Annotated in this window: 27 protein-coding genes, 1 tRNA gene and 1 riboswitch; of the genes, 17 read left to right on the plus strand and 11 right to left on the minus strand. The window is 28.3% G+C overall.

Going from position 1 to position 26007, the window contains the following annotated elements; translation table 11 throughout:
* Positions 1–279: 279 nt before the first annotated feature.
* From RT575_RS05505 to RT575_RS05545, 9 genes are all read left to right on the plus strand, one after another.
* Positions 280–2796 (plus strand): TonB-dependent receptor domain-containing protein, encoded by a 2517-nt coding sequence (locus RT575_RS05505; protein ID WP_313579416.1) that lies wholly within the window; start codon positions 280–282, stop codon positions 2794–2796.
* An 87-nt stretch (positions 2797–2883) separates the two neighbouring features.
* Entirely contained in the window at positions 2884–3825 is a 942-nt protein-coding gene (locus tag RT575_RS05510; protein ID WP_313579418.1) for an LD-carboxypeptidase, read from the plus strand.
* A gap of 5 nt (positions 3826–3830) precedes the next feature.
* Positions 3831–4466, plus strand: a complete 636-nt coding sequence (gene upp / locus RT575_RS05515; RefSeq protein WP_313579420.1) for a uracil phosphoribosyltransferase — start codon at positions 3831–3833, stop codon at positions 4464–4466.
* A gap of 10 nt (positions 4467–4476) precedes the next feature.
* Positions 4477–4842, plus strand: a complete 366-nt coding sequence (locus RT575_RS05520) for a YraN family protein (protein WP_313579422.1) — start codon at positions 4477–4479, stop codon at positions 4840–4842.
* A 9-nt stretch (positions 4843–4851) separates the two neighbouring features.
* On the plus strand, positions 4852–5508 hold the full coding sequence (locus RT575_RS05525) for a DedA family protein (RefSeq protein ID WP_313384897.1): 657 nt from the start codon (positions 4852–4854) through the stop codon (positions 5506–5508).
* 64 nt (positions 5509–5572) lie between these two features.
* Positions 5573–6205: a VTT domain-containing protein gene (locus RT575_RS05530; RefSeq protein WP_313579424.1), complete on the plus strand. Its 633-nt coding sequence runs from the start codon at positions 5573–5575 to the stop codon at positions 6203–6205.
* Positions 6206–6209: 4 nt separating this feature from the next.
* On the plus strand, positions 6210–6791 hold the full coding sequence (locus RT575_RS05535; protein ID WP_313579426.1) for a hypothetical protein: 582 nt from the start codon (positions 6210–6212) through the stop codon (positions 6789–6791).
* A 69-nt stretch (positions 6792–6860) separates the two neighbouring features.
* Positions 6861–7382 (plus strand): DUF4833 domain-containing protein, encoded by a 522-nt coding sequence (locus RT575_RS05540; protein WP_313579428.1) that lies wholly within the window; start codon positions 6861–6863, stop codon positions 7380–7382.
* Positions 7383–7429: 47 nt separating this feature from the next.
* A complete protein-coding gene (locus RT575_RS05545; RefSeq protein ID WP_313384905.1) occupies positions 7430–8551 on the plus strand; it encodes a GTP cyclohydrolase in 1122 nt (373 codons plus the stop codon).
* Between the two features lie 35 nt (positions 8552–8586).
* Here RT575_RS05545 and ribH read toward each other — a convergent pair whose 3' ends face one another.
* The 5 genes from ribH to RT575_RS05570 form a co-directional block, all read right to left on the minus strand.
* Complete coding sequence (gene ribH / locus RT575_RS05550; RefSeq protein WP_313384907.1) at positions 8587–9087, minus strand: 6,7-dimethyl-8-ribityllumazine synthase; 501 nt, start codon at positions 9085–9087, stop codon at positions 8587–8589.
* A 119-nt stretch (positions 9088–9206) separates the two neighbouring features.
* Entirely contained in the window at positions 9207–9914 is a 708-nt protein-coding gene (locus tag RT575_RS05555; RefSeq protein ID WP_313384910.1) for a tetratricopeptide repeat protein, read from the minus strand.
* Between the two features lie 75 nt (positions 9915–9989).
* On the minus strand, positions 9990–10589 hold the full coding sequence (locus RT575_RS05560; RefSeq protein WP_313384912.1) for an outer membrane beta-barrel protein: 600 nt from the start codon (positions 10587–10589) through the stop codon (positions 9990–9992).
* An 18-nt stretch (positions 10590–10607) separates the two neighbouring features.
* Positions 10608–11378: an ATP-binding cassette domain-containing protein gene (locus tag RT575_RS05565; RefSeq protein WP_313579429.1), complete on the minus strand. Its 771-nt coding sequence runs from the start codon at positions 11376–11378 to the stop codon at positions 10608–10610.
* The gene (locus tag RT575_RS05570; protein ID WP_313384914.1) at positions 11378–12124 is read right to left on the minus strand and encodes an ABC transporter permease; all 747 of its coding nucleotides are present in this window, start codon (positions 12122–12124) and stop codon (positions 11378–11380) included. Before RT575_RS05570 ends, RT575_RS05565 begins: the two co-directional genes overlap by 1 nt.
* A 104-nt stretch (positions 12125–12228) precedes the next feature.
* Here RT575_RS05570 and RT575_RS05575 point away from each other — a divergent pair, with 104 nt between their 5' ends.
* Both RT575_RS05575 and RT575_RS05580 read left to right on the plus strand, forming a co-directional pair.
* Complete coding sequence (locus RT575_RS05575) at positions 12229–12768, plus strand: SprT-like domain-containing protein (RefSeq protein ID WP_313579431.1); 540 nt, start codon at positions 12229–12231, stop codon at positions 12766–12768.
* Positions 12769–12775: 7 nt separating this feature from the next.
* Complete coding sequence (locus tag RT575_RS05580; RefSeq protein WP_313384916.1) at positions 12776–13876, plus strand: mannose-1-phosphate guanylyltransferase; 1101 nt, start codon at positions 12776–12778, stop codon at positions 13874–13876.
* Between the two features lie 76 nt (positions 13877–13952).
* On the opposite strand, the gene RT575_RS05585 is transcribed toward RT575_RS05580, so the two are convergent.
* Positions 13953–14034 (minus strand) — tRNA-Leu (locus tag RT575_RS05585).
* A gap of 116 nt (positions 14035–14150) precedes the next feature.
* On the opposite strand from RT575_RS05585, the gene RT575_RS05590 reads away from it, so the two are divergent.
* Together RT575_RS05590 and aat are read left to right on the plus strand one after the other, a co-directional pair.
* Positions 14151–14522, plus strand: a complete 372-nt coding sequence (locus RT575_RS05590) for a DUF3127 domain-containing protein (RefSeq protein WP_313384917.1) — start codon at positions 14151–14153, stop codon at positions 14520–14522.
* A 90-nt stretch (positions 14523–14612) separates the two neighbouring features.
* Complete coding sequence (gene aat, locus RT575_RS05595; protein ID WP_313579434.1) at positions 14613–15248, plus strand: leucyl/phenylalanyl-tRNA--protein transferase; 636 nt, start codon at positions 14613–14615, stop codon at positions 15246–15248.
* Between the two features lie 236 nt (positions 15249–15484).
* Here aat and purE read toward each other — a convergent pair whose 3' ends face one another.
* Positions 15485–15988, minus strand: a complete 504-nt coding sequence (gene purE / locus RT575_RS05600; RefSeq protein ID WP_313579436.1) for a 5-(carboxyamino)imidazole ribonucleotide mutase — start codon at positions 15986–15988, stop codon at positions 15485–15487.
* Between the two features lie 4 nt (positions 15989–15992).
* Entirely contained in the window at positions 15993–17123 is a 1131-nt protein-coding gene (locus RT575_RS05605; protein ID WP_313579438.1) for a 5-(carboxyamino)imidazole ribonucleotide synthase, read from the minus strand.
* A gap of 152 nt (positions 17124–17275) precedes the next feature.
* Here RT575_RS05605 and RT575_RS05610 point away from each other — a divergent pair, with 152 nt between their 5' ends.
* The 3 genes from RT575_RS05610 to RT575_RS05620 all read left to right on the plus strand — a co-directional run bounded on the left by RT575_RS05610 (position 17276) and on the right by RT575_RS05620 (position 21068).
* Positions 17276–18127 carry an endonuclease/exonuclease/phosphatase family protein gene (locus tag RT575_RS05610; protein WP_313579508.1) on the plus strand — a complete coding sequence of 284 codons (852 nt, stop codon included), beginning with the start codon at positions 17276–17278 and terminating at the stop codon, positions 18125–18127.
* A gap of 56 nt (positions 18128–18183) precedes the next feature.
* A riboswitch (TPP riboswitch) is annotated at positions 18184–18282 on the plus strand.
* 67 nt (positions 18283–18349) lie between these two features.
* Positions 18350–20497, plus strand: a complete 2148-nt coding sequence (locus RT575_RS05615) for a TonB-dependent receptor domain-containing protein (RefSeq protein WP_313579439.1) — start codon at positions 18350–18352, stop codon at positions 20495–20497.
* A 103-nt stretch (positions 20498–20600) separates the two neighbouring features.
* Positions 20601–21068, plus strand: coding sequence for a lipocalin family protein (locus RT575_RS05620; RefSeq protein ID WP_313384923.1), 468 nt, complete (start codon positions 20601–20603; stop codon positions 21066–21068).
* Positions 21069–21112: 44 nt separating this feature from the next.
* Here RT575_RS05620 and RT575_RS05625 read toward each other — a convergent pair whose 3' ends face one another.
* Both RT575_RS05625 and RT575_RS05630 read right to left on the minus strand, forming a co-directional pair.
* Positions 21113–21589, minus strand: coding sequence for an ecotin family protein (locus RT575_RS05625; protein ID WP_313579441.1), 477 nt, complete (start codon positions 21587–21589; stop codon positions 21113–21115).
* Between the two features lie 77 nt (positions 21590–21666).
* On the minus strand, positions 21667–22308 hold the full coding sequence (locus RT575_RS05630) for an HdeD family acid-resistance protein (RefSeq protein ID WP_313384926.1): 642 nt from the start codon (positions 22306–22308) through the stop codon (positions 21667–21669).
* A gap of 173 nt (positions 22309–22481) precedes the next feature.
* Here RT575_RS05630 and RT575_RS05635 point away from each other — a divergent pair, with 173 nt between their 5' ends.
* On the plus strand, positions 22482–23807 hold the full coding sequence (locus tag RT575_RS05635) for a hydroxymethylglutaryl-CoA synthase family protein (protein ID WP_313579443.1): 1326 nt from the start codon (positions 22482–22484) through the stop codon (positions 23805–23807).
* Between the two features lie 64 nt (positions 23808–23871).
* Here the strand turns inward: RT575_RS05635 and RT575_RS05640 are convergent, their stop codons facing one another.
* The gene (locus tag RT575_RS05640) at positions 23872–26004 is read right to left on the minus strand and encodes a DPP IV N-terminal domain-containing protein (protein ID WP_313579445.1); all 2133 of its coding nucleotides are present in this window, start codon (positions 26002–26004) and stop codon (positions 23872–23874) included.
* Positions 26005–26007 lie beyond the last annotated feature (3 nt).

The raw sequence follows: 26007 nt of genomic DNA on the forward strand, positions 1-26007 counted from the left end.
ATAATTATTCATTTATAACTAATTATTATACATTATAATGAATAATAATCGAATTAATTCATTGTTAATAAAATGTAAATTTTATGATAATTATAACATAACATGTGTTAAAGAGTGAATATAATAAAATTGTAAGTCATTTAATGTAAAATATCCATTTATACGTAGAAAGTATAAACATACATAATTAATTGTCAGATAGTTAGTTTATAATAAAAATACACCTCAAATTTGCAAATGTAAACATATAAACTATTTCATAAGATGAGGTTAAACTCAATGAAGCTTTTGTTCGCAGGAGCTTTCGCCTTAACGGCATCATTATCTTTCGCTCAAGTTGTTGAACCAACAGATTCTACAAAAGTTCAACAAGGGAATGAGGATGTTACTTTAGGAGAAACATTAATCGTTGGTAAAGGAGTTATTGATGTTTCTGAAAACAGAAAAACACCAGTTGCAGCTACAGTTATTTCAAGAGAGCAAATTCTTGACAAAGGTGTAGGTAACGTTGAATTTCCTGATTTATTAAAGAATTCACCTTCTGTATATGTTGCAGATCAAGCATCAGGTTTTGGTGATTCTAAATTATATATGAGAGGATTCGATCAATCAAATACTGCATTCTTATTAAATGGGCAACCAATGAACGGAATGGACAATGGTAGTGTTTATTGGTCTAACTGGCAATCGGTATCTGATATAGCAAATGTTATTGATGCACAAAGAGGTTTAGGATCTTCTAAATTAGCAATTTCTTCTATTGGTGGTACTGTAAATATTATTACAAAGGCTACTGATAAAAAAGAAGGTGGTTTTGTTCGTTATTTCGCAGGAAATGATTCTTATCAAAAACAAACTGTTGGTTATAATACAGGTATGAAAGGTAAATGGGGAGCTTCATTTGTTTTTGATAACTGGTCGGCTCATAGAAGTTTTGCTCGTGGTACAGAAGGTAAAGGTCAATCTTACTTTGTTTCTGTTGGATATAAACCAAATGAAAATCATACATTCAATTTTATGATTTTTGGTGCTCCACAGCAACATGACCAAAACTTTTCTAAACCAATGGCAACCCAATATCAAAAAGATAAAAATGGTAATCCAACAGATGTAATTTTAACTCCGGGTTATGATATTACAGGTCGTAAGGGAAACTCTAATTATGGTTTTTATAACGGACAAGCAATGTCTGCTAGAACTAATTATTATAATAAACCTGTAGCAAATTTAAACTGGGACTGGAAAATAAATGATAAAATGAATTTATCAACAGTTCTATATGCTTCTACAGGAACAGGAGGAAGTGTAGGTAATGCAGGAAATGGAATTGGCTATACTCCTGGTGGAGGTTATACTAGTAATGGAGAAATTAATTGGGGTAATATATATGCCAATAATCAAACATTGACAAATGGTGTTACCGATGGTTATAGAAATGGTACAGCGTTAGTTTCTTCTGTAAATAATCATTTTTGGTATGGTGCAGTATCTAATTTCACTTATGATACAAAAAAAGGATTTACATTTAATGCAGGAACTGATATTCGTTTTTATACAGGAGAACATTATCAACAACTAAATGATTTATTAGGAGCAAGAGCTCGTACTGATGTAAGAAATGTAAATGTTAATAGACCTGCAGGATACGAAGTTACTAAAACATTTAGTTCTAATCCTTGGAGCTCTTTATTTAATAAGGCTAAACATTCAGAAAGAATTGGCTTTGATAATTCTGAACGTATTAATTATCAAGGTATTTTTGGACAAGCTGAATATTCTAATGAAAGATTTTCTGCCTTTTTCCAAGGAGCTTTGTCTTGGCAAGAATATGAAAAATATGATAACTGGAATTATACTGCTGAAACAGCAGCTAAGCAGGGTATTAAATATAAAAACGGAAAAGCTTATTCTGGAGAACGTACTAAAATAGGGTATAATTTAAAAGCTGGAGCTTCTTATAATATTAATAACGAGAATAGTGTTTTTGTTAATGTTGGTAAATATTCACGTCAACCATATTTAAATAATATTTTTGTTCGTAATACAGTAAAATATGTTGATGATATTCCTGTTCGTAATGAAATATTACAAAGTATTGAAGGTGGTTACCGTTATAAAACACGTACTTTAAAAGTTAATATTAATGCTTATTACACACAATGGGATAATAGATCTATGACTTATACAGGTCAAAATTTTGTTGATGGAGATAATATCAATCATGCAAATGTACGTTTTATAGCTACTAATTTATCTGAAGTTCACAAAGGTTTAGAAGTTGATTTTGATGCAAAAATTACTCATGCTTGGTCTTTAACAGGATATACATCATTTGGAGATTGGAAATATAAAGGAGGATTTAATTACCAAGTACAAGATACAGATACTCAAGCATTATTACCAGGTTTTGAAAATAACAAAGGAACTTTAAATGCTTATGTAGGTAATGCAGCTCAATTTACTTTTGGTATGGGAACTAGAGTAAACGTAACACGTGACTGGTCATTTGATACAAACTTTAATTATTATTCTCGTGTTTATGAAAATGTTATCTTAGATGATGCAGCAAAAGCTGATATCGCTGGAGAACAATATAAAAATGTTGCTATTAGACCATATGCAACTGTAGATTTAGGAATGTCTTACAAATTTAAATTTACAAATAGTCAATCACTTAGATTTAGAGGTAACATCAATAATTTAATGAACAGCCAATATATCTCAAGAAAAGATAATTACGGATATTACTGGGGTAATGGAAGAACTTGGAATGCAAGTGTAACTTACAACTTCTAAAATATTCATATAGAATAATAAAAAGACGAACTTTTATAGTTCGTCTTTTTTTTGTGTTTATATTTGGATAGATAATACTATAAGAAAATGATTCAACCCGATTTTTTAAAAGAAGGTGATAAAATAGCTATTGTAGCTCCAGCAAAACGTATGTTAGAAGGTGAGCTGGATGAAGCAATTAAATTAATTAAATCATGGAAATTAATTCCAGTTTTAGGTAAAAATATTTATTCAGAATTTGATTTTGGATACCGCTATGCAGGGACTGATAATGTGAGATTAGAGGATTTTCAATGGGCATTGGATAATGAAGAAATAAAAGCTATTTGGTGCGCGAGAGGAGGATATGGCTCAGTTAAAATTATAGATGATTTAAATCTAACTTATTTTAATAAAAATCCTAAATGGATAATAGGTTACTCAGATATTACAGTTTTTCATAATCACTTTAACAGACTAGGATTTCAAACTTTACATGGAGTTACTGCAAAAAAATTAGCAGATACAATTTATCATCCTTCATCATATCAAAGTGTTTATGATGTTTTGTTTGGAAACAAAATAGAATATCATATAAAAGATAGTCATCGTTTTAATCAGCTAGGAGAAGTAGAAGGAGAATTAGTAGGAGGTAATTTGTCCATTGTTTATTCACTTTTGGGAAGTGAATCAGCTATAAATAATCCTCAAAATAAAATATTATTTTTAGAGGATTGGTTTGAAAACTGGTATGCAGTAGATAGAATGATGATGAATCTAAAAAGGAATAATATTCTAAATCAAGTAAAAGGAATAATTTTAGGAAATTTTACTCATATGGATACTGAAGATGAGAATAAAGAAAATTATAATCATCCTTTTGATTCAACGACTTATGAAGTAATACATAGTTTTACAAAAGATTTAAATATCCCTATAGCATTTAATTTTCCATCAGGACATACAGGACATAATGTTGCGCTTAAAATGGGGGCAAAAGTCAGATTGAATATAACTTCAAATAGTGTAAATTTGTATTTTATAGAATAATAGATATGAAACAAGATAATTTAACCATCATTACTCATCCATTAGTAAAAGCTAAAATAACGCAAATGCGTGATAAAGAAACAACTACAAAGGAATTTGGAGAGTTAGTTGATGAAATTTCAGGATTAATGTGTTATGAAATTACACGTAATCTAGAACTAGAAGAAATAGAGGTTGAAACTCCAATTACTAAAACAATTGGTTATAAGATAAAAGGTAGTGATATGGCTATTGTTCCTATTCTGCGTGCTGGTTTAGGAATGGTAAAAGGGATCCATCAATTGATACCAACGGCAAAAGTAGGACATATAGGTCTTTACCGTGATCATGATACTTTACAACCTGTAGAATATTTATGTAAGCTTCCAACTGATTTAGAATCTAGAGATGTTATTTTAGTAGATCCTATGTTAGCAACTGGAGGTTCAGCAATAAAAGCAATTGAAATTTTAAAAGATAAAGGTGCAAAATCAGTACGTTTAGCATGTTTAGTTGGTTGTCCTGAAGGTGTTGAAGCTGTACATAAAATTTATCCAGATGTTCCTATCTTTTTAGCTGCAATGGATGAAAAATTAAATGAAGATGGATACATTGTTCCTGGTTTAGGGGATGCTGGAGATCGTCTTTACGGGACAAAATAAAAATAAATTTGTGAGTAGTAGTTATGATTTTGGAAAAGAAGCAGAAAATTTTGCTACCCAATATTTAATTCAAAAAGGATATAAAATATTAGCTCAAAATTATTTTTTTCGAAAAGCTGAAATTGATATTATTGCTCAAAAAGAAAATGAAATTATAATTGTAGAAGTAAAAAGTAGAACATCTAATTATTTTACAGAACCTGAATTTGCAGTAAATACTAAGAAAAAAAGATTATTAGTTTTTGCAGCAGATGATTTTATTCAGAAAAATAATTTTAATAGTGATGTTAGATTTGATATTTTAGCACTTTTAAAAAATAATGAATCTTGGAGTATCAAACATATAGAAAATGCTTTTGATGCTTCAGAAATTTAATCTAAATTTATGGAAGTACTAATGGGTCTTTTTGACTTTATTATGCATATAGATCAACATTTATCAGAATTTGTAAATCAATATGGTTTGTGGGTATATGCAATTTTATTTTTAATCATTTTTGTAGAGACAGGAGTTGTAGTGATGCCTTTTTTACCAGGAGATTCTTTATTGTTTGCAGCAGGAATGGTTGCTGCTCAGTCAAATAATCATCTTAATATAGTAATAATGATTGTTGTTTTGTTAATCGCAGCAATTTTGGGTGATACACTAAATTATAGTATAGGAAGAGGTTTAGGAAATAGAGCTTTGAAAATTAAATTATTTGGAAAGCAAATAGTACAAGAGGAGCAAATAGAAAAGACACATTCTTTTTATGAAAAATATGGTTCAAAAACAATTGTAGTAGCTCGTTTTGTACCAATTGTGCGAACATTAGCTCCTTTTGTTGCAGGAATAGGAAGAATGGGGTACTCAATTTTTATTACTTATAATATTATAGGCGCAATTTTATGGGTTGTTGGACTTTCTTTAATAGGATATTTTTTAGGGAATATACCTTGGGTACAACATAATTTCTCTAAAGTTGTATTGGCTATTATAGTTATTTCTATATTACCTGTAGTCTTTGAAGTAATAAAGGAGAAATTCAGTAAAAAAGACTAAAAATTTAGTAATCAAAATAAAATAAAACTCGACTAATAGTCGAGTTTTTTTATACCTTTAATATATGGAATTCTTAGATTATATATTACATATAGATCGGTATCTAGAAATAATGTTAAATGATTATCAGAATTGGTTTTATGTAATACTATTTCTTTTAATATTTATTGAAACAGGATTAGTAATTATGCCCTTTTTACCAGGAGATTCATTGTTATTTGCTTCAGGTATGTTAGCAGCTAGTTTTCCAAATCAATTAAATATATCATTAGTTTTGCTTTGCTTATTATTAGCAGCAATTTTAGGTGATTCTGTCAATTATTCAATCGGTAAATATTTAGGGAATAAATTAATTAAAATTCAATTTTTTGGAAGAAGAATTATAAAAGATAATGCAATACAAAAAACAGAAAATTTCTTTTATAAATATGGTTCAAAAACAATTGTTATAGCTCGTTTTGTACCAATTGTACGAACATTAGCTCCTTTCGTTGCAGGAATTTCTAAAATGCATTATAAAACCTTTATTAAGTATAATATTTTAGGAGGAACAATCTGGGTAATTGGGATTACATTTATTGGATATTTTTTAGGAAGAATCTCTTTTATTAAAAATAATTTTGAAGTCGCTGTATTGGTTATAATTTTATTTTCACTTCTTCCTATTCTTATTGAATATATCAAAAATAAAAAATAGTGATATGAATTTAAAAAATGAATTTACATTAATCTTATTCTTTTTAATATTTTTTGTAATACTGAGGTATTTTATTATCCAATCTCAAAATAAATATAAAGAAGAAAATGATGAAATTGTAAAAATTAGGATTAATTATCTTTTTTTAATGAGTTTTTTACCTTATTTATTTCTAAACCTTATTTTAATTTTTGGTTGTATTCGTTTATTCAAAAATTCTAATTATTTAATTGGTAGTTTATTTCTATTAGTAATTGTAATGTTTTGCATTCCTATTTTTAATGGTATAAACCACTTCTTATTAGAATTGAGAAGAAATATTTATTATGATAGAATAAATAATACTTTAATTGTGCAAGATTCTAATATTAAAAAAGTAATTAAACTAAGTGATAATTCTTCAAAATTAGAGCATTATTTATTAAAACGAACAGTAAGAGGGGGAATTACATCTTTAGATAAAATGGAAATTTCTGATAAAAAAAATCATATAATACTATCTTCTATATTGTCATTTCCATTTGATTTTGAGAATAAATATAAAGTTGATAAAATTCAGACAAAGAAAATATTTATATGGGTTTAGTTCTTCTTGTAATTTTTTTCTTTTAAATAAAAAAGTTATTGTAACTTATTTATTTAAAATCACATGTAGATGAAAAGTTATATTTATTGTTTTATTTTAGTTTTAAGTAGCATTGTTAATGCTCAGAAGAATTATCCAATTCCTCCAAAATCTAATAATCAATTATTTTATATTCAGCATAATGAAAATAAAAACACCTATGTTTATGATGCTGTTTTTCTAAATAAAGGAATTCTTGATAACGAAAATCCTGTAGATATTTACAGAATTTTATATGCAGAAAATGGAGAAAAGAAACCATTAACTGCTATACAAAAAAAGTTAGCTTATGGATTAATTATAAAGAATATTAAGAAAAATGAATTTCAATTATCTTTAGTTTCTTATCCAGAACAAAAATTAATATTGAAATTAGATTCTCATCAAAATCCATTCGTAGAAACAATTATAAATCATAAGACTATAAAATTAAGTAGAGTTTTTTTGAAGCAAAAAAAAGGGGCTAGTGGTCTTTCAGTTAAACTAGAGTACATACTATTTTATGGATTAGATAGTAAAGGAAATATGGTTGAGGAAAAGATAATTCCTTAAAATAATTTCTTAAATTTATAATCTATTTACAAATACTCTTATCTAAAATGATAAATGTAGTCGAGGTAAAATCGAAAGATCAGATGAAAGATTTTATAGATTTACCTTTTACCATATATAAAAATAGTCCTTATTGGGTTCCTCCAATAAAAAAAGATGAATTAAAAAGTTTTCATCCAAATAATCCAGTTTTTAAAACAGTAGAAGTAAAATTCTTCTTGGCTTATAAAGAGGAAGAACTTGTAGGGAGAATTGTTTCAATAATTAACAAAGTTGAAGTAAAGGAACTTCATAAACCCAAGGTTCGCTTTGGATGGTTAATTTTTAAAGATGATATAAACATTCTTAAAGCTTTATTAACAACTGTTGAAAACATAGGTAAACAATATAAATTGTCATATATAGAAGGACCAATGGGATTTTCTAATATGGATAAAGCAGGGATGTTAACAGAAGGGTTTGATAAAACTGCAACTTTAATAGGTATTTATAATGAAGAATTCTATCCTAGATACATTCAACAATTAGGTTATCAACCAAAGGCAGAATGGTTGGAATATACAATAGATGTTGAAAGTTTTGGTAATATGGAAAAAATGACAAGGTTATGTGATATGATTCGTAATCGTTATCAATTAGAGACATATAATTTTAAATCATTTAAAGAACTTTTACCCCATGTAGATGAAATGTTTGATTTGATCAATCTTACTTATTCTGAATTGCAAAGTTTTGTACCAATAGAAAAATATCAGATTGAGCATTATAAAAAGAAATATTTAAAATTTATTCATCCCGATTTTATTTCTTGTGTGAAAGATAGTAATGGAAATATGATAGCATTTGCAATTACAATGCCTTCATTTTCTAAAGCATTTCAGAAAGCGAAAGGAAAATTGTTACCTTTTGGTTGGTGGCATTTATTGCGAGCACAAAAAGTAAATACGCATGTAGAATTTTATTTGATAGGTATTCATCCTAATTATCAAAATAAAGGTGTTAATGCTTTAATTATAGAAGAGCTTTACCATAAATTTGTTTTAAGAGGAATAAAAACAATGGAAACAAATCCACTGTTAGAAGAAAATATAAAAGTTCAACAATTATGGAAAAACTATAACCCGATTATTCATAAAAAAAGAAAAACATTTTATAAAGAAATAAGCTAAGTACTTATAAATACTTAGCTTATTTTCTTTAATTATTATTTTTTGAATAATTTCTTTTTCATATCTGCCATAATAACAGCAGCCACTCCAGCTTCTACACCTTTGTTACCATGTTTACCTCCAGATCTATCAATAGACTGTTGTTCGTTTTCATCTGTTAGAACACAAAATATAACAGGGATATCTTGTTTTATATTTAAATCTTTGATCCCTTGAGTAACACCTTGGCAAACATAATCAAAATGAGCAGTAGCTCCTCTAATTACACATCCAACAACTATAATTCCATCTAAATCAGGTTGAGTTTTAGCAATTTTATCTGCTCCATAAATTAATTCGAAACTTCCTGGTACCTGATATAAAGAAATATCTTCAGGAGAAGCTCCTAAATCGATTAGTGTATCTTTAGCACCATCACGAAGATTAAATGTTACATGATTATTCCACTCTGATGTTACAATAGCAAATTTAGAACCAGCTACATTAGGTAATTCAGCTTTGTTATATTGTGATAAATTTTTATTTTCTGTTGCCATTTTGTTTAAATAATTGAAATGTAAATTTACGAAAAATGATTGAGTGTTTTTACTTTAGTAATAAACAATAAAAAAGCCAAACAAATATTGTTTGGCTTTTTTATGTTTTTAATAAATAACTATTTTGTTGTTTCTGAAGCGTATTTTAAACGTTCTATAAATTTAGCAACTTCACCATTATTAGCATTTGGATATTCATCTTCTAAAGCTTGAAAATATTTTAATGCATCAGCATTTTTACCTAATTCCATTGCAATTTTACCAGCTTTTGTATAGTAAGTAGATTGTAATGTTTCTACATCACTAGCTTTAGCAGCTTTTTCGTAATATGGTAATCCTTCTTCTAATTTATTAGAAGCGACTAAAGCGTTTCCAATCATACCATATTTCTGTGCTAACATTACTTTATCACTTGTGTCAAAATCTTCTAGCATTTTGATAGAAGAAACATAATCTCCTAATTTGTAATATGCACTAGCAGCTTTAAATCTTGCTAAGTTACCTGCGTCAGTGTTTCCGTATTCATCAACAATTTGTTGTAAACCTTCAAAACTTCCAGGACTACCATTAAGGGCAATGTTGATAGAATCTTGATCAAAAAGACGTTCTGCTTGAACCATTTCTTTGAATGCATCATTAGATTTTGGCTCTACAACCATTTTTAAGTATGCAAAATAACCTAAAACAGCTACAATTAAAATACCTAAACCAATACCAATAGGTTTAGAATATTTTTCAACAAAGTATTCTACGCTAAAAGCTGTTTTATCTAATTTTTCTACGAATTGCTCTGTAGCAAATTCTTCTTTTTTATTTTTTTTAGCCATTTTAATGAGTTACAAGGGTGCAAAAATACAATTTGGAATATATATATCCAATAAAAATATTTATAAATAAGCTTATTAGAATAAATAAGCTAATGATAAATTAAGCATTTGTGGACGATTTTGTGTTGTGAATTGGGTTCCGTCTTTTATAAATTTAGAAGTTGTTTTACCAAAACCAAATTCATATCTAAGATCTAATAATAATCTAGAGATTTCTACACCAGTACCAACTTGGAAACCAACATTAAAGTCATCCTGTTTTGCTTTAGAAACATCTTTTAAAGATATTTTATCATCAAAATAATAAGAGAATACTGGACCAGCTTGTATATGTCCAATTCCTAAAAATCTTTTACCAACATTAACAGGAATGTCTAAACGTTTTTTTGTGACATCAGTTTTAACATTTTGATATTCATATTCATTTTTAAATTGAGAATATAAAAGTTCAGGCTGAATGTAAAGCCCAGTTAAAGAAACGCGAAGTAATGCACCTGCTTGAAATCCCGCAGCAGCTTTACCATCTTTTTTGTAAATATTACTTGTTGCATCTCTCCAAACTTGTCCTTTGTCTGTATTAAATACAGCTCCACCTTTTAAACCAAAAGTTATGTTTTGAGCTAAACCAAAATTAGCGATTAACCCTAATAAGACTGTTAAAAATAATTTTTTCATTCCTTTGTTTTTTGTAATTTAACGTTGTTCTTTTAATAATGCTTCTCTTAATTTCTTGAAAAGATTCGACGAATATACAAAATCAATTACATTTGGGTTATCTGCAACAAGAATCTCTTCTTTTGTACCTTCCCATTCTAAAAAGCCATTTTTAAGAAATACAATATGATCTCCAATTTCCATAACAGAATTCATATCATGTGTATTAATAACGGTTGTCGTGTTATATTCTTTTGTAATATCATAAATTAATTTATCGATAACTAATGCAGTTTTTGGATCTAGACCAGAATTAGGTTCATCGGCAAATAAATATTTAGGATTATTAACGATTGCTCTAGCGATTGCGACACGTTTCTGCATACCTCCAGAGATTTCTGAAGGGTATTTTTTTAATGCAGTTTTTGCTATTTCAACTCTATCTAAAACTTCTAAAGCTCTTCTTTCGGCATCGGCATTAGATATATTAGAGAACATTTGTAAAGGAAATTTGACATTTTCTACAATATTCATAGAGTCATATAAAGCAGATCCTTGAAATACAACTCCAATTTCTGAACGAAGTTTTTGTTTTTGAGCATAGTCAAAGTTAATCATGTTTTGACCTTCATACATAATCTCTCCAGATGTCGGTGTAAGTAAACCAATTAAGTTTTTAAGAAAAACTGTTTTTCCAGAACCACTTTGTCCAATAATTAAACTTACATTTCCTTTTTCAAATGTTAGAGAGAAACCTTTAAGTACTTCTACACCATCAAAAGATTTACGAATATCTTTTACCTCAATCATTAGCTCAAAATTGTTTGTGTTAGTATTAAATTGATTACGATAATAGCTACAGAAGTCCATACAACTGCAGTTGTAGCAGAACGTCCAACTTCTAAAGAACCTCCTCTTACTTTGTAACCATAATAAGCAGGAATAGTAGCAATAACAAAAGCAAATACCATTGTTTTAAGGAATGTATAAACAAAAAGTTTTGTAGCCATAGCCATTTGTAATCCTGTAATAAAATCTGCAGCTGACCACATTTTTGTAAAAACTCCAATATAATAACCTCCTAAAAGACCAAACCCTATAGATATCATAACGAGTAAAGGATTAAAAAATACACAAGCAATAATTTTAGGTAAAATTAAAAAGTTTGCGGAGTTTATCCCCATAACGTCTAATGCATCAATTTGTTCTGTAACACGCATAGTTCCTATACTAGATGCAATATAAGATCCAACTTTTCCTACAAGGATAAGTGACATAATTGTTGGAGCAAACTCTAAGACTAAAACTACTTTTGTTGCATATCCGATATATGCATCAGGAACAGGAATAGCAGAACCTTGGAAGTTTTGTGCCATTTGTATAGCAACTACAGCTCCCATAAATGTAGATATAAATGTTACGATACCTAACGAATTTATACCTAAATCATATATTTCTCTTATTGTTAACTTCCAGAAAACACTTATTTTTTGGGGTTTACTAAATACTTTAGCCATTAGCATAAAGTATGACCCTAAATTTTCAATTAATTTCATTACTACAAAATTAGTATTTTTATTGAATATATATTTTATTTATCTTGCACAATGTGAATTTGGAAAATTTAAATTCTTATCTACCTCTAAATAGTACCCTTTTCGTGGAAAAGTGGTTAAAAGATCATTCCATTGTTTTGAAAATTACTAAAAGAAGAGAGACAAAATTGGGAGATTATCGTAAAATATTAGGGGATAATCGTCATCAAATAACTGTAAATGGTGACTTAAACCCCTATGCATTTTTTTTTGTTTTTACTCATGAAGTAGCACATTTAAAAACATTTGTGCAATTTAATTCAAAGAATATTAGCCCTCATGGAAAAGAATGGAAAACTATTTTTGGACAACTTTTAATGGAATCCATTATTATTTATCCAGATTATTTAAAACCATATATTTTACATCATGCTAAACATCCTAAGGCTAGTTTAGGTGCGGATGCTAATATCTCAAAATATATTATAAACGATGTAAAATCTGATCAAACATATTTGGAAGATGTAGATTTTGGTACAATATTTTCAATTGGTAAAAGAATTTTTAAAAAAGGACCAAAACAAAAAACAAGATTTCTTTGTGTAGAAATAAAATCTAATAAGAGATATCTAATAAGCGCAACATCAATTATAAACAAACTATAGGGTAATCATGAATAATAATGATAATAATTATGCTATTATTTTGGCAAGTGGACCAGGAGTCAAGTTATGGCCTTTAAGCACTAAAGAGAAACCAAAGCAGTTTCATGATTTATTAGGAATAGGAAAAACGTTCATACAATTAACTTTTGAACGATTAAGTAAAGTGATTAAAAATGATAATATTTATATCGTTACCATAGAAGAATATAAAGATATTCTCATAGAACAATTACCAACATTTAAAAAAGAAAATTTTATTATAGAACCTAGGGTAATGAATACTGCAGCATGTAATTTGTTAGCAGCAAAAACAATTAATCAACTAAATCCTAATGCAAGATTAATTATTTGTCCTTCAGATCACTTTATTTATAATGAAGAAGAATTTTCGGAAAAAGTAAACTTAGCTTTTAATAATTTATTAGATGATGATAAATTAATTACATTAGGTGTTGTTCCATCTAGACCAGATACAGATTTTAGTTATATTCAATTTATAAATGACGAACAAGAAATAAAAAAGACAAAGTCATTTATAGATAAACCTAGTTTAGAATTTGCAGAATCATTCCTAAAAACAGGAGAATTTCTTTGGAATACAAATATCTTAATTTGTTCTGTAAAAGGGATTATAGCAGCTTTTAATACTTATTTAGAAGGAATGTCAGAATCTTTAAAAAATTACTTTGAATTACCTGAAGATTTACAAAATATAAAGACACTAGCACCAATTTATACTTCTTTAGATATTTTTTCTATTAACAAAGGAATTTTAGAAAAATCAGATCATGTATTTGTTATTCCATGTAATTTTGGTTGGAGTGATATAGGAACTTGGTCTGTAATTAATGATAAATATAAATACACAGGAGAAGATCAAGATAATAACAATAATACTTTGCTATGTTCTCATTTTGCAGGATATAATACTAAAAATTCTTTTATATATTCTACAGAAGACAAAGCAATAGTAGTAGAAGGACTAGATGATTATATTGTTGTAAACTCTGAGAAAGGTTTATTAATTTGTCCAAGAAATAGTGTTCAGAATATAAAAACTTATGTTGGAGATTTAAAACTTCAGAAAAATGGTGAAAAATACTGTTAATTGAAATTATTGTGCAAAAATTAGTATAAATATAAATAAAAAAAACCTCAACTTTAGATAGTTGAGGTTTTTTTAGTACGGGCGGAGAGACTCGAACTCTCACACCTTGCGGCACTAGATCCTAAGTCTAGCGTGTCTACCAATTCCACCACGCCCGCATAAATCTAACCGATTTGGACTGCAAATATACATAAGTTTTTCTTTTAACAAAATTTCAAATAAAATTTTTTTAATCTTTTTTTACCTTTTAAATTTGCATCAAAGCTTTTACAAAATGGAAATTACAGGAAAAATTAAAAAAGTATTTGAAACTCAAAATATTACAGCTAGTTTCAAGAAAAGAGAATTTGTTGTAACAACGCAAGAACAGTATCCACAAGATATTTTAATTGAGTTTACACAAGACAAAACAGACGTATTAAATGCATATAAACCTGGAGATGAAGTGAAAGTTTCAATCAATATTCGTGGACGCGAGTGGGTAAATCCAGAAGGAGTTGCTAGATATTTTAATACTATCCAAGGTTGGAGAATAGAAAACATGGCAAATGCTGCTGCTCAAGCACCTCAAGGATACGATAATTTTCCACCAGCACCTCCAGTAGATACATTTTCTAACGGAGACGATGATGATTTACCATTCTAATTAAAGAAAAAAATCAAATATTAATCAAAAAACGTATTCTTTATCAGAATACGTTTTTTTAATTTTAAACAAGCTACAAAAACTAAAAAAATGTATTGGTTAGGCACAGATTTAACTTTTCCAGATTATAATGAAGTTAACGAAGATGGAATCATAGCTATCGGTGGAGATTTATCTCCAGAACGATTAATATTAGCCTATAAGAAAGGGATTTTTCCCTGGTTCAACGAAGACGAACCAATTCTTTGGTGGTTTCCGCAGGATCGCTTTGTGTTATTTCCAGAGAATTTACATGTGTCAAAATCAATGAAAAAAGTCTTCAAAGATCAAATATTTACATTTACAGAAAATAAAGCTTTTCGTGAAGTTATTCTCAATTGTTCTAATGTAAATAGAAAAAATCAAGACGGAACATGGATAACCAATGATATGGTAGAAGCTTATTGTAAACTCAACGAATTAGGAATTGCAAAAAGCATAGAAGTATGGAAAGATAACGAATTAGTCGGTGGATTTTATGGTGTTGAAATGGGAAATGTTTTTTGTGGAGAAAGTATGTTTGCTCACGTTAGCAATGCATCAAAAGCTGGTTTTATACAATTTGTTGCTAAATACCATAAAAAATATCAATTAATAGATTGTCAAGTCTACACAGATCATCTTGCAAGTTTAGGAGCTATAGAGATAGATTCAGAAACTTTTTTAGACTACCTTCATCAAGATTAATTTTTTTATGGCGTTCCCTTATTCCATTTCAATCTTTGCTAATTAATTTTTGAGTGAAGTCGAAACTCATCCAATTAGCAAAGGATTTCCACTTCAATCCCTAACGCATAGAAGCTAAATAATATCAAGAAAAAAATAGTTGAAATCAGAAATTTATCATTTTATAATAATTATTTTAAAAAAAAATCGGCTTAGAATTATCGAAGCCGATTTTTATATTTTAATAAAAAATAAGATTAAATATCAAACCCGTTAGGATAATCTTTCTTTACAATTTCTATTTTTGCCTCAACAGCTTTTTGTAAATCTTCTTGGTAATTAACCATTTTTTCTTGAATCTCAGGATTTGTAGCTCCTAAAATACGAGCAGCTAATATTCCAGCATTTTTAGCTGCATTTACTGCAACTGTAGCAACAGGAATACCATTTGGCATTTGTAAAATAGATAAAATAGAATCCCAACCATCAATAGAATTAGAGGATTTTATAGGAACACCAACAACAGGAAGTGGAGTAATAGATGCAACCATTCCTGGTAAATGAGCCGCTCCTCCTGCACCAGCTATAATAACATTTATTCCACGTTTATGAGCAGTTTTTGCGTATTCAAACATACGTTCTGGTGTTCTATGCGCAGAAACAATTGTTAATTCGAATGGTATACTAAGTTCTGTTAATAAATCTGATGCTTGTTTCATGATAGGTAAATCGCTATCACTTCCCATTATAATTCCAACCATAATTTTACTTTTTTGCAACAACCTTTACAGTTGTATTTACTTGTTCTATGTTTTGTTTTAATTGTTCAATATCATCATTCACCAAAGTTACATGACCCATTTTTCTACCTGGTTTTGTTATAGCTTTAGCATACCAATGTAAAAAAGTACCAGGTATTTCTAGTAACTTTTCTATATTTTGTATTTCTGCTGAACCAGTTTGGTTTTCTGCACCAATCAAATTTACCATAGCAGAAGTGGTGAATAATTTTGTAGAACCCAAAGGTAATTCCATTAAAGTTCGTAACATTTGGTCGAATTGAGAAGAATAAGCAGCTTCTATTGTAGAGTGTCCAGAATTATGAACACGAGACGCAGTTTCATTAACCCAAATCGATTGGTCTTTGTTCAAAAACATCTCAACGGCAAAAACTCCAGGAGAATTTAATCCTTTTACAACATCTCTTGCTATTTTTTCTGCTCTATCTGTTACTTCTTTTGATAAAGATGAAGGAATCAATAAATAATCCAATAAATTATATTCTTCATTCATTACAAATTCTACTGTGGGATAAATAACAATGTTTCCTAAATGATCGGCAACAGTTACCACAGCAATTTCTCTATCTAAATCTGCAGGAGTTTCAAAAATAGAAGGAGCTTGAAGTATTTTTGATAAATCAGCTTCAGATTTTAAGAATTGAACTCCTTTCCCATCATAACCATCTTTTTTAGATTTTTGGAAAATGGGATAAGTAACAGTTTCTAAATTTTTAAAATCTTCCCAATTATTTAATTCAAAATAAGGAGCAGTAGGAATATTATTATTTACATAAAACTCTTTTTGTACACCTTTATCTTGTATAATAGCTAGTGCTTCAGGATCTGGAACCACTTTTTTACCAATAGATTTCAAGTAACGTAAAGCATCTACATTTACATGTTCAATTTCAATTCCAATGGCATCAAGGTTTTCTCCAAATTTTACAACGGTATCATAATCTTTAAAGTCTCCTTGTACAAAGTGGTGTGCATGAGGTGCACACGGAGCGTCAGCAGCAGGGTCTAAGATGCTGATTTCACATGGATATTGTAATGCATTTTGCAAAAACATATAACCTAATTGTCCTCCTCCTAAAATTCCTATTTTTATCATATCGCGAAGTTAGTAAATAATATAATTCCTACTTTTGTCTCTCATAAAAATATATTGACGAGATGTTAACAAAGTGGAGTAAAATTTTATTTTTCGGATTTGCGATTTTTTATTTAGCAAGCAAAAGCTTTTATCAATACTTTGTTTTTGATATGTTAGTGCAATATTCGGTCTATGCATTGGCTTTATCATTCATTTTTTGTTTAATTTTTAATTATTCCATTAGAAAAGAGAAGAAAAAAAGTATACTCTTTTTATTTCCTATTTTCATCTTTCCATATATTATTTATCAAAATATAGAAAATTTTTACTTTAGTGAAAATTCAAAGGGTGAAAATCCTAATTTCAAAATAATATCGATTAATATATTTTCTGATAATAATAAATTTCAGTATTTAAAAGACTATTTGAAAACAGAGAATAGTGATGTTCTTGTTTTACAAGAATTGACACCAGCTTGGCAAAAACATGTAGATTTTGTAAGAAAAGAATATCCATATTTTAAAGAAGAAGTGAGAGATAACAATTTTGGGATAGCTATTTATTCTAAAATTCCTTTTGATACAATTATAACAAGAAGTTATGATAATGATATGCATCCATCTTTGATTGGTGAATTGAAAATAAATGGTAAACCTCTTTCTATTTTAGCAACTCATCCTGTTCCTCCATTGCCAAATCAGGCAAGGTTTGAACGAAGAAACAAACAATATCAATTAATCAAAAAAGAAATTGATCATTTACCAAATAAAAATATAATTTTAATCGGTGATTTAAATTCAACGGTTTATTCTCCGAATTTTAAATTAGTACAATCAGACAGAATGAAAGATGCTCGTGCAGGTTTTGGTTTAAATAATTCTTGGAATGCTTTCATTCCTTTATTCAGAACGAATATCGATCAATGTTGGGTTTCGAAAGATATTAAAGTAACTAATTTTTATAGAGGAAAAGATATTAAGTCTGATCATTTCCCTATAGTTGCAGAATTGAAAATTGAGTAATTCTTCTATGAAATAGAATTAGTTTTAATTAATAAAAAATAATTCTATCTTTGGTGCTCAATCGAAAGGGGTGCTTCAATGATTTATTGAGGCTGAGATTACACCCAAAGAACCTGGGCGGATAATGCTGCCAAGGGAAATGGTACTTCACCAAATTACATTCGCGCGCTAATTTTTAAAAGATGTAATATGGCTCCTTTCATAATTATTTATTTATATTTTATGAAAAGGTCGATTTTTTTATTGTCAATGTTTGGTGCATCAATTTTATATGCACAAGAAAAAGATTCTATCCAAAACGAAGATCATATTCATCTTCAAGAAGTTTCTATTACCGAAAAACTACCTATTACAGTTGAAAAACTATCTGAAAGATTTTTACAAAAAAAGAATTTAGGACAAGATGTCCCTACTTTACTTAATTCTGCTACATCAGTTTCTATAACTTCTGATGCAGGAACAGGAATTGGTTATTCATCAATCAAAATTCGTGGTTTGAATGAGCAATCTATTAATGTTACATTAAACGGAATATCATTAAATGACGGAGAATCTCAAGGTGTTTTTTGGGTAAATATGCCCGATATGGTATCTTCTGCAAGTTCTATGATTATACAAAGAGGAGTTGGGACTTCATCTAACGGAATGGCATCTTTTGGAGCAAGTATTAATATTGATTCTCAAAATCCTTCTCCAATACCTTTTGCTGAAGCAAATGTATCTTTTGGTAGTTTTAATACACAAAAATATACTGTACAAGCTGGTACAGGAAAGATTCTCAACAATAAATTGAGTATTGATGGACGTTTCTCCAAAATAAATTCAGATGGTTATATTAATCGTTCTTGGTCAGATTTAATTTCATATAATTTTTCTGCGTTGTACGAAGTAAATAGTAAAACAAAGTTTCGTTTTCAGAATATGTTTGGTAGAGAACAAACTTACCAAGCTTGGAATGGTATTGATGGAGAAACATTAAAAAATAATAGAAGATATAACACAGGGGGAGAAATACAGAATGAAGATGGAGAAGTTGTAGGTTTCTATAAAAATCATACAGATAATTATACTCAAAATCATTATTATTTATCATGGTTACAAGATTTTGGTAGTAATTGGAAATCTAATTTAACAGTCCATTATAGAAAAGGTAAAGGATATTACGAGAGCTATAAAAATAATAGAAATTTAAGTCGTTATAAATTAGATTTTTTATCATCTGATAAAAGAAATTTAATTAATAGAGAATATTTAGATAATGATTTTTATGGATTTAATTTAGATGTAGAAAATCAAAAATTAAATGATTTTAAAGTTTTCTTTGGTTTGTCTGGAAATGAATATGATGGAGATCATTATGGTAATGTTTTATGGGTAAAGGATACAGATTGGAATAATAAAGATTTTAAATATTATAATAATAGAGCAGTAAAAAAACAATTGGCTGCCTATGCAAAGCTTTTATATTCTATTGGAAATTTTGAATTATTTGGAGATTTACAATATCGTTATGTAAGTTACGAAGCAAGATATTTAAAAAATGGAGAAAATGATCAGGAAGATTTTAGACCATTTTCAGATAAATTCAACTTTGTAAATCCAAAAGCTGGTGTTAATTATAAAATTAATTCTAATAATGTATTTTATGCATCTTATGGAATTTCTCAACGAGAACCTTTGCGAGTAGATTATAGTGGTATAACAAGGAATGATGAAAAACCAAAATCAGAATTTTTACAAGATTATGAATTAGGGTACAAAAAAAGTGGGCGTTTTTCTATGAGTGCTAATCTATATTATATGGATTATAGAAATCAGTTAGTACCAACTGGAGAATTGAACGATGTAGGAACACCAATTCGTAAAAATTCGAAGACTTATCGTCGAGGAATAGAATTAGATGCTAGTTATGCTATTCTTCCGGAAAGATTAAATGTTTTTGGTAATTTAACTTTAAGTCAAAATAGAAATAAAGATTATAGTGAAGGTTCTTGGGATAATGATGGAAATTATTCTGTTAAAAAATATGGAACGACAAAAATTGCTTTATCTCCAGATGTAATTTCATCATTTGGTTTTGAAGTTTATCCAACGAAGAATTTATTACTTAATTTTACAAATAAGTATATAGGCGAACAATATCTATCGAATACAGAACCTGCAGATGGTAAATTATCTAGTTTTTTAGTTTCAGATCTATTAATTCGTTACAGCCCGAATTGGTTAAATCTAAAAAAAATAGAATTCTCACTATTAGTTAATAATTTATTTGATGTGAAATATGAATCAAATGGATATTATGATGGTGGAGGGTATTATTTTCCTCAAGCAGGAATTAATATTTTAGGAGGAATATCTGTACGATTATAACTATAAAAGCTGTTTCATATTTTGAAACAGCTTTTTTTTATTCTAATACTAAAACATCATTCAAAATAATTACTTTTACATTTTAAAATTATTAATATTAATAATGAAAAGATTATACTCGTTACTTCTAGTTATTTTAGGATTTTTCATCATATTTTCTTGTGAAGATGATAACTCATTTGCTATTACTCAACCTCAGTTATTAAGTGCACACAAATGGCAATTAAAAGAGGTAAGAACAATTATAGATAATGTTACTACAACAGATAAACTTTTAGCATGTGAGAGACAATCGACTTTAGATTTTACTGATCCAGAAAATTATTATTCAGTAGCTTATGCAACAACAGATGGTAATTGCGTTGAGACAGATACAAATGGAACATATCTTTATGAATTAACTGGTACAGATAAAAGGAATATTACATTGACACAGAGTGATGGTACAAAAAAAACATATTATATGTACCAATTAGATCCTTCATATTTAATTTTGCAAGAAACTATACAAGAAGCAACAGATACAGAATCGCAAAAACTTCAATTAAGCGTTTATCAACCTGTTGAATAATAGATAAAATAAAAAAGATGAGAATTAATTCTCATCTTTTTTATTTATTTTACTATAATTAGTTTGTTACCTGCTTTCCAGATTCTATATTCTAAAGAATACCCTTTAGGTATATAAACTACAATAGGTAATTTACTATTATATCTTGTTTTTACAGGTTGAGCATAAACAATTTTATCTATCTTTTTATTATCAGAACATCCCATTAATGTTCCTGCTATTTGACCTTCAGAATCAAATTGAAAATAATTATATCCCCACCCATCAATAGTTTTTTCTTCTAAGTTTCCTAATAAGAAGTGATTATTACATTTATCTACAGCTTCTAATTTACCAATAAATAATTCGACATTATAATCATCTTCTTTTGCCAGTGTTTCTAAATATATTACTTTTTGTACATATCCTTTTTCAGCTTTAGGGTACATAGAAATATCAATTTCTTTTTGTTTACTTTTTTGTCCAAAAGTAATCATAGATGATAATAAGATAATTAAACTAAATAACTTTGTTAATTTCATAATGTAAAGATTTTATATTTATCTATAAGATGCATAGATAATAAAAAAGGTTGTTTGATTAATTGTTAAAGTAACTGTTAATCTTTTTGAGTAAATTCTTCAATTTCCTTTCTTATTTCATTGTAACGATTTTTTAAATCTTCAGAAGCATGTTTTGGTAAATCTTTTAATTTCTTTAATTGAAATGCAATGAAAATAGCAAAAAAACCAGATGATATTATTGCTAAACCTACCCATGCTACTGCTGTTAATCCTGCAAGTTGTGGAGACGATAATAGAATGAAAGAAAATATTAATCCTAATATTGCTAAAAACAAAGAGATTCCCCAGTCTTTTACTCCATAATTTTTTAAATCGAAAGCATAACTAATTCCAGAAATTGAACGAAATAAAAATAAAAAACCTACATAGAAAGCAAATACTTGTAAACTAAGTATAGGATTTACAACTAGCATAAAACCAACAACTGTTGTTAATATCCCATAAGCTAAAGTCCAGCCCCAACTATCAATTTCATCTTTATTAGAAATAGAAAATATAATTTCCGAGACTCCAGAAAATAAAAATGAAATAGCAAAAAATGTTGATAAAATTATATAAGAAGTATCAGGAAAGGCAAAACAGTAAATACCTAATCCAATAAATAATAATCCAATAATTAAAGAAATCCACCAATATTTGATTGAGTTTTTAATTGATTTGTAGAATGTTCTTGCCATAATAATAAATTTAAGTGATTGTTGATTACAATATAAGAATTTTGTAGAATAAAAACTATTTTATTTTAGATAGTTAAGAATAATTAAACTAGTTGAAATTGTATTTTATTTTAATAGAGTTTATTTTAAAAATACACCTTAAATTTGGAGTTCGCTTAAACAAAAATAAAATAATGAAATTTGGAATAGAAGCGGCTTCTATTTATGTTCCGCAAATATATTTATCGATAAAAGATTTAGCTGAAAAAAGAAATATTGAACCTGAAAAATTAGAATTAGGGTTAGGGCTAAAAAAAATGGCTGTTTTAGATGTACACGAAGATACAGCTACGATTGCAGCAAATGCTTTACTTCAACTTTTTAAAGACTATAATCTTAATCCTTCTGAAATTGGAAGAATTTATTTAGGAACTGAAAGTGCATTAGACGGAGCTAAACCAACAGCAACTTATGCTGTGCAATTAGTTGAAAATGTAATTACTGAACAGTTTGGAGAAAGAGCTTTTAAACATACAGATGTTGTTGATATGACTTTTGCTTGTGTTGGTGGAGTTGATGCTTTACATAATTGTTTAGATTTTGTTCGTGCTAATCCTACACAAAAAGCAATTGTAATAGCTGCAGATTATGCAAAATATGGTCTTGAATCTACAGGAGAGTATACACAAGGAGCTGGTGCAGTTGCTATGTTAGTTTCTAGTAATCCAAGTTTGATTGAGCTAGATAATGTTTGGGGAATAGGAATGGAATCTGTATTTGATTTCTTTAAACCTCATCAAACAACAAATAATAAAGAAATTCTGTCTGCTCTTGGAACAACGAAAAGTGAAATTGAATTGTTTTCTGATGAACCAGTTTTCGAAGGTCAATATTCTAACGAATGCTACAAAGATAGAGTGAGAGAAGCTTATTTTGATTTGAAAGAAAAGAAGAATGAGCAAGGTAAATTATATGATAATTGGAAATATATCGCTTTTCATTTACCATATGCATTTCAAGGTAAACGAATGTTTTCGGATGTTTTCTCTTTAGAAAATGGTGAAGAAAATACAAATGAAAACTTGAAAGCTATATCTAAATCTGATGCTTATAAAACATTAGTAAAAGAAAAAATAGAACCTACACAAAGAGCTTCTTCTGAAATAGGTAATATGTATACTGCTTCTATTTTTACAGCTTTTTTATCTGCATTGCAAGTAAGTAACAATAACAATGAAGAGTTAGAAGGTCAAACGATAGGTTTTATTGCTTATGGTTCTGGTTCTAAATCGAAAGTTTTTGAAGGTAAAATTGGTTCTGGTTGGAAAAATATTATTGAAAAGATTAATCTTTTTGAAAACTTGAATAATAGAAAACCAATTACTTTTGAACAATACCAAGATTTACATAATAAGAATTTAAATGAATCTATTGATAAATCTAAAGGATTTGCTTTAGAGAGAATAGAATCTGAGAATTCTAATTTAAAAGGAGCAAGATATTATACATATCAAGGTTAATTGAATTGTAAAAGAGTATATAATTAAACAAAAAGACTTGGAGATTTCTCCAAGTCTTTTTTATTTATTTAGAATTTTCTGGCTTTAAATATAAGTCAAAATAATCTGTTATTTTTTGCATTAAATGTACACGATCTTTTCCAATTACATTATGCTGATAACCTGGGTAAACAAAGTAATCCATTTGAATTCCATTTTTTACGGCTTCTCGAATAAAATCGATAGAATGTTGCCAAACAACTACATTATCTTGTGTTCCGTGAATCATTAATAGTTTTCCTTTTAGGTCTTTTACTCTATTAATTAAGTTAGTTTCCTTAAATCCTTCCGGATTATCTTGTGGAGATTCCATGTAACGTTCTGTATACATAATCTCATATTGTGTCCAATCTAATACTGGTCCACCAGCAACACCAACTTTAAATACATCAGGTTTTCTTAACATAAAAGAAGTTGTCATAAAACCACCATAACTCCAACCATGAATTCCCATTCTTTCAGCATCAACAAAAGGTAAAGATTTTAAAAATTCAACACCTTTCATTTGGTCATTCATTTCGGTAGTAGCAACATTTCCGTGAATAGCTTGTTCAAATTTTAATCCCCTGTTAGAAGAACCTCTACCATCCATCGTGAAAACTACATATCCTTTTTCAGCCAAGACATCATACCAAAGATTTCCTGTTGCAGGGAAACGATTTGTAATTAATTGTGCATGCGGTCCATTATATAAATAAACAATAACAGGATACTTCTTTGTTTTATCAAAGTTTGTAGGATAAATCAATTTTCCATATAAATCTGTACCGTCATCAGCTTTCAATGTAACATTTTCTACTTTTGCAGTATTGTAATCAGATAAAGGATTTTTAGCTGTTAATAAATTTGATTTTAATTTTCCTTTTGTATCTAATAAATCAACTTTGCGAGGAGTTGTTTCATTCGACCAATTGTCTATAGCATATTCTCCATTTGATGAAATAGAAACATTATGTATACCTGCATCTGTAGTTATTTTACGTAGTTTTCCTGTTTCCCAGTTTACAGCATACAATTGTTTTTCTTTAGGAGAATCTTTTGTTGTAGTAATTAGTAATTCTTTTTTCTTTGAATTTTCTCCTACAATTTCATTTACAATCCAATTACCTTTCGTAATCTGATTTAATAATTTTCCATTGATATCAAAACGATATAAATGCATATATCCATCTCTTTGCGACCACCAAATAAATTCGTTTGTTTTTCCTTTTACAAAATATAATTCATTTTGAGGTTCAACATATTTTGCATCATCTTCTTTGAATAATGTTTTGATTAATTTTCCAGATGTAGCATCATATTGATTTAATTCTAAATGTTTTTGATTACGAGATAAAATTCCAATATAAATAAACTTTTCGTCTGGAGACCAAGTAACAGAAGTTAAGTAATGATCAACTTCTGGATGTGTTTCTAAAAATATAGTCTTTTTTGTAGATGGATTATAAACACCTAAAGTAACAGTATGGTTTTTTGTACCAGCAAAAGGATATTTAATATTTTTATTAACAGCAGGTTGTACTGTCCAATCAATGATTGGATAATCAGTAACAGCAGTTTGATCCATTCTATAAAAAGCTATATAATTTCCTTTTGGAGAAAGAAAAATACCTTTATGAATTCCAAATTCTTGCTGATGAACTGATTTACCATTTACAATTTCATATTTACCATCTGTAGTTATTTGGTGGGTTTGCCCATTTTTATCTACAAAATATAAATTGTTATCAACAACATAAGCAATTTGGTTGTGTGTTCCATCAATTTCTACTTCTTCGGCATTTTCAGGTAATGTTAACCAATTCGTTTGTTGACCAGCGATATTAATCTTTTTTACTCCTTGTTTGGTAGAAAAATTGGCTTGTTCAGCATTTATCCAATTTAATTGAGGAATTCGTTTATTTTCAAATTGAGAACTTCTAAAAATAGTATCTGTTTTTAAAGAAGAAACCTCTTTTTTAATTAATGCTTCTCCATAAGAAGTTTTTACATTTTGTGTGTAAGCATTTTGATTAGGAATCCATTGAACTTGATTTAAATTATCTACTCGTAAGTTGGTAGCTAAACCAAGTACAGCTTCTTGCATAGATATATTTTTTTTCTGAGCAAGTAAACCAGCACTTAATAAAAAAGTGCTTAGTAAAATTGTTTTTTTCATGTG

It is taken from the genome of Chishuiella sp. (genome assembly GCF_032109125.1).
In the GTDB taxonomy this organism is placed as follows: domain Bacteria; phylum Bacteroidota; class Bacteroidia; order Flavobacteriales; family Weeksellaceae; genus Empedobacter.

Coding starts and splice junctions, on each gene's coding strand:
- RT575_RS05505 (WP_313579416.1), top strand. CDS start 280: ATGAAGCTTTTGTTCGCAGGAGCTTTCGCCTTAACGGCATCATTATCT.
- RT575_RS05510 (WP_313579418.1), top strand. CDS start 2,884: ATGATTCAACCCGATTTTTTAAAAGAAGGTGATAAAATAGCTATTGTA.
- upp (WP_313579420.1), top strand. CDS start 3,831: ATGAAACAAGATAATTTAACCATCATTACTCATCCATTAGTAAAAGCT.
- RT575_RS05525 (WP_313384897.1), top strand. CDS start 4,852: ATGGAAGTACTAATGGGTCTTTTTGACTTTATTATGCATATAGATCAA.
- RT575_RS05530 (WP_313579424.1), top strand. CDS start 5,573: ATGGAATTCTTAGATTATATATTACATATAGATCGGTATCTAGAAATA.
- RT575_RS05535 (WP_313579426.1), top strand. CDS start 6,210: ATGAATTTAAAAAATGAATTTACATTAATCTTATTCTTTTTAATATTT.
- RT575_RS05540 (WP_313579428.1), top strand. CDS start 6,861: ATGAAAAGTTATATTTATTGTTTTATTTTAGTTTTAAGTAGCATTGTT.
- RT575_RS05545 (WP_313384905.1), top strand. CDS start 7,430: ATGATAAATGTAGTCGAGGTAAAATCGAAAGATCAGATGAAAGATTTT.
- ribH (WP_313384907.1), bottom strand. CDS start 9,087: ATGGCAACAGAAAATAAAAATTTATCACAATATAACAAAGCTGAATTA.
- RT575_RS05555 (WP_313384910.1), bottom strand. CDS start 9,914: ATGGCTAAAAAAAATAAAAAAGAAGAATTTGCTACAGAGCAATTCGTA.
- RT575_RS05560 (WP_313384912.1), bottom strand. CDS start 10,589: ATGAAAAAATTATTTTTAACAGTCTTATTAGGGTTAATCGCTAATTTT.
- RT575_RS05565 (WP_313579429.1), bottom strand. CDS start 11,378: ATGATTGAGGTAAAAGATATTCGTAAATCTTTTGATGGTGTAGAAGTA.
- RT575_RS05570 (WP_313384914.1), bottom strand. CDS start 12,124: ATGAAATTAATTGAAAATTTAGGGTCATACTTTATGCTAATGGCTAAA.
- RT575_RS05580 (WP_313384916.1), top strand. CDS start 12,776: ATGAATAATAATGATAATAATTATGCTATTATTTTGGCAAGTGGACCA.
- RT575_RS05590 (WP_313384917.1), top strand. CDS start 14,151: ATGGAAATTACAGGAAAAATTAAAAAAGTATTTGAAACTCAAAATATT.
- aat (WP_313579434.1), top strand. CDS start 14,613: ATGTATTGGTTAGGCACAGATTTAACTTTTCCAGATTATAATGAAGTT.
- purE (WP_313579436.1), bottom strand. CDS start 15,988: ATGGTTGGAATTATAATGGGAAGTGATAGCGATTTACCTATCATGAAA.
- RT575_RS05605 (WP_313579438.1), bottom strand. CDS start 17,123: ATGATAAAAATAGGAATTTTAGGAGGAGGACAATTAGGTTATATGTTT.
- RT575_RS05610 (WP_313579508.1), top strand. CDS start 17,276: ATGTTAGTGCAATATTCGGTCTATGCATTGGCTTTATCATTCATTTTT.
- RT575_RS05615 (WP_313579439.1), top strand. CDS start 18,350: ATGAAAAGGTCGATTTTTTTATTGTCAATGTTTGGTGCATCAATTTTA.
- RT575_RS05620 (WP_313384923.1), top strand. CDS start 20,601: ATGAAAAGATTATACTCGTTACTTCTAGTTATTTTAGGATTTTTCATC.
- RT575_RS05625 (WP_313579441.1), bottom strand. CDS start 21,589: ATGAAATTAACAAAGTTATTTAGTTTAATTATCTTATTATCATCTATG.
- RT575_RS05630 (WP_313384926.1), bottom strand. CDS start 22,308: ATGGCAAGAACATTCTACAAATCAATTAAAAACTCAATCAAATATTGG.
- RT575_RS05635 (WP_313579443.1), top strand. CDS start 22,482: ATGAAATTTGGAATAGAAGCGGCTTCTATTTATGTTCCGCAAATATAT.
- RT575_RS05640 (WP_313579445.1), bottom strand. CDS start 26,004: ATGAAAAAAACAATTTTACTAAGCACTTTTTTATTAAGTGCTGGTTTA.